This is a genomic window from Anaerotignum sp. (genome assembly GCF_031981185.1).
In the GTDB taxonomy this organism is placed as follows: Bacteria; Bacillota; Clostridia; order Lachnospirales; family Anaerotignaceae; genus Chakrabartyella.
The window spans coordinates 1-3741 of sequence record NZ_DALYUL010000056.1; the positions used below are offsets into that span (position 1 = coordinate 1).

At 35.0% G+C, this 3741-nt stretch carries 3 protein-coding genes and 1 pseudogene; 1 reads left to right on the top strand and 3 read right to left on the bottom strand.

Features of this window, described 5'->3' with window-relative positions:
* Positions 1-270 precede the first annotated feature (270 nt).
* The 3 genes from RTK36_RS16340 to RTK36_RS16350 all read right to left on the bottom strand — a co-directional run bounded on the left by RTK36_RS16340 (position 271) and on the right by RTK36_RS16350 (position 2444).
* Complete coding sequence (locus RTK36_RS16340; RefSeq protein WP_312048281.1) at positions 271-681, bottom strand: sigma-70 family RNA polymerase sigma factor; 411 nt, start codon at positions 679-681, stop codon at positions 271-273.
* Between the two features lie 522 nt (positions 682-1203).
* Entirely contained in the window at positions 1204-2064 is an 861-nt protein-coding gene (locus tag RTK36_RS16345; RefSeq protein ID WP_312048282.1) for a YhfC family glutamic-type intramembrane protease, read from the bottom strand.
* Positions 2065-2087: 23 nt separating this feature from the next.
* Positions 2088-2444, bottom strand: coding sequence for a lanthionine synthetase LanC family protein (locus RTK36_RS16350; protein WP_312048283.1), 357 nt, complete (start codon positions 2442-2444; stop codon positions 2088-2090).
* A gap of 110 nt (positions 2445-2554) precedes the next feature.
* On the opposite strand from RTK36_RS16350, the pseudogene RTK36_RS16355 reads away from it, so the two are divergent.
* Positions 2555-3706, top strand: a pseudogene (locus RTK36_RS16355) (IS3 family transposase).
* The last annotated feature ends 35 nt before the right edge of the window (positions 3707-3741 follow it).

Below are 3741 nucleotides of genomic sequence, written 5' to 3' on the forward strand. Positions count from 1 at the left end.
TGTTTTGCTTTACTTGAGGTCTTGGCATATTACACAGAACCATTGTTTTTAGAAGTCCATAGACTGATCGCTCATACCCTTTGATGTTATCTTGTTTACAAGGCAAAAAACCTTGCAGGGGGTCTTGACGGTCTTACTTCGGTGCTCACACAAGTAAAGCAAAAACTTCTATACCGATATTCAATTTTCAAGCTGCAACGAGAGAATGGACCTTTGTAAATTTATCCCTCTACTATATAGGACAGAAGTAGAGCCATTTTGAAGTATGTTTTATAAAGAATTTTTTAAATCATCTAATTTTTTGATTACAGCATCAACCGAAAATTTCACTGCTCTTTCTGAGCAATGTTCTTTTGCGGCAATCTCTGTAAAGGTATAACCCAAAATACGATTGAAATAAAATCTTCTTTGCTGAACAGAAGTGCAGCTTTTAATCACATCAACAGCAGATTTCAATTCTTGTCTTTGCATAGCTCTTTCTTCCAAGGATGCTGTGCGAAGGCTATGTAAAAATCCAGCAATGTCACTTTCCACATCTTCATCAGATGAGTGTCTTTCCTTCTCTTTGCGTAAACGCTCAATCTCTTTTCTTTCTTCTTCAAAAAGTTCATATATTTCAAAAGAAACCTTAACCCTGATTTCTTTACCCTGCGAGTTTGTTATCGCTACATAAAATGGCATAGCATTTTCCTCCTTAATTTTGAATTTATTTTTAGAGACAAATTCAAACAGGGAGGAGAACGACAACCAGATACTATTCTTTTAAAGCTGAAAATAGAAAAGAGTGTTATACCTTTAGGAAAAAAAGGCATAACACTGTTTAATTTAAAACTACCTATTTTTATAATAACTTTAATTGACAAAATGTAGATGTATGCCACCATAACACCTCTTAGGAGGAGCTATTACTGCCCTTGGGGGTCATCCGAAGATGGCCTGTCATAATTCCTCAGTTGCAACCTATATGGCATAAAAAAAGCAGTGTCAGGAGCTTTTTCAAGCACCAGCACTGCCTTTTTCCTTTTTAAATTGTTTACAGCGGATATCTCTCTTTTATAATCAATTCTAATTCTCAAACCTAAGCTTTTCTAAATTAATCATTTTTTCTTTTCGGCAAAAAATATTTCTGATCATATTCCTCCAAAATACATATTGCTGAATGCATTTATATTGTTAGTTCTAAAATTTAATAAAAGAATAAATTCAAAGCTCCTCTGAAAGCTGATTGGATTCTGATTCTTCCATCTTAGAAAAATGCTTATTTGCCAAGTAAATAATCAAAGATGCACAAATAAGAACTAGGGATATATAAATGAACATAAAAGCATCCTCATTTTCAATTGCCCAAGAAAACCCCCAAAACGTTTGCTTATAATCATATTGGTAAATAATCATTCCGCCTATAAAATCTAAAAAAAAATGACAAGCAATTGCAATAAATGTAAATTGCTTTTGTGCTATCTTTTTACGCAATCCATAAAACACAATCAAAGTGAGAGCAACATGACAAGTTCCTGCCATAATCCGATTAAGTGGTATCAACATACTCCTAAAACTTATGTCCAAGGAATATAAATTCTTCCAAGACATAATGTGTGATAATCCGATTCCTCCTACAGCCTCCAAGCTAGCATGACCAATTCCAAAGGCAATTGCGTCTTTGAAGGATGGTTTAATTTCTTTACGAAACTTCTTCCAACAGAGATATCTCCTGACCTCTTCAAAAATACCAGCAGAAACTGCACCTAACACAATTGCATTTACACTTTCAAACAATGAAAACATAGGAGAATATAAACAACCCACAACCTGTAGGAAAATTGGGCGAGCAATCCATTGGGTAAGAAAAAAACATACCACACCCAACCGAAAACTAGGGAAGAAGGTTGTTTTATTCCAATAATAGTAGGCTAAAATAAACGGTAAAACGAATGTTCCAAAAACAGTTAGAAAATACATCATATCGAATTTATATGTGAAATATGTATATTCACATTGCCCCCCTTCTCCTATAACATGAATTTCAAGTGGATCTATGTTATGTAGATAAAACCTTACTATCATGAACTTTCCGTTAGCTTTGCATATTATAACTGTAAGCAAATTTCAAACCTTGTGTTTCTTTTTATTAAAGACAATAAAACCAACACAATTCCACTAGTACCCTCTAAAAAACTATTTTTGTCAATATACTTGACGGCATATTGTCCATCAACGTATGTTGTTTCCACGTCTTGATAGCCAAACAAAGAATCCGACCTATATTCTTTCAATAAAATCTCTACTAATTCAAGAATTTTATTTCTTAACACTTCATCTTCTTTATATTTATAAGCTGTCAGAAGAATAAGCAGTGTCCCAGCATATCCATGGCAAACAATAGGTGATGTCAACTCATATAATTCAGTTTTCACTATACTAATCCTTTTAATATTATCATACATTTTATTTATTAAATCAACATTGTATAACCTGTGGATCTATATTATAAAAGTGGACACGAAAAGTAATTCTCCATTATAATTAAGTAGACACAAAAAGGAGGTATCTACTCATGTCCACAAGTAAAACCGGAATCCGGTATGACGAAGATTTCAAACGCACCCTCGTAAACCTTTATCAATCTTGCAGAAAAACACAAGCAGCTCTCTGTAAAGAATACGGCGTTTCTCTAACTGCTCTTACAAACTGGATCAAACAATACTCGACTGTCAAAACAGATGATGGTGAAGTTCTTACTGCTAAACAAGTCAAAGAACTCCAAAAACGTAACGCCCAGCTAGAGGAGGAGCTCCTCATACTAAAAAAAGCGATTGCCATCTTCACGCCACACTCGAGCAACGATTAGATGCTGTTCATAAGCTTCGTATCCAGCATGATATTAAGATTCTTTGCAAAAGTATTAGGTGTCAATCGAAGCACCTATTATAAGCATTACAAATCAGAGCCCGCTGACCACACCAAAAAAAATCAGGAGATTGCAAAGCTAATTCTCCAAATTTACGCCGATTATAATAAGCGTCTTGGTGCATACAAGGTTACATATATTCTCCAGCGTGATTATGGCATTAACATCAGTGTCGGACGAGTGTACCGACTGATGAAAATACTTCAATTACCTAAAATGTCAACTGAAAAGCCATACCGTAACTATCGACATAAGGATAATGGTGATTGCACCAACCATCTTCATCAAGAGTTTAATCAAAAATCTCCAAATCTCGTCTGGGCTAGTGATTTCACCTACATCAAAGTTGCTGGCAAATGGTATTATCTCTGTATTGTGATGGATTTATTTTCACGCAAAGTCATTGCATGGAACATTTCAGGTAAGGCTGATGTTGACCTCGTAATGACTGCATTCAAAAAAGCTTATGCTAAGCGAAACTGCCCTTCGGGTCTTATGTTCCACTCCGATCGAGGATCTCAATATACTGCATTTTCATTTAGGCAGCTATTAGATTCTCATAATGTTGTACAGTCATTTTCAAAAAAAGGCTACCCATTTGATAATGCCTGCTGTGAATGTTTCTTCAAATACCTAAAGAAAGAAGAAACCAATCGGAAAACCTACCACTCTTTTCAAGAGTTGCAACTATCCATATTTGAATATATTGAAAGTTTCTACAATTCCAAGAGGCCACATGGTACTCTAGGAATGTTAACACCTAATGAAAAGGAAGAGCTCTTCTGGGGACAGGCTTAGTGGTCTGTTCTCAGAAAGTTTTCTTTAATAATCGT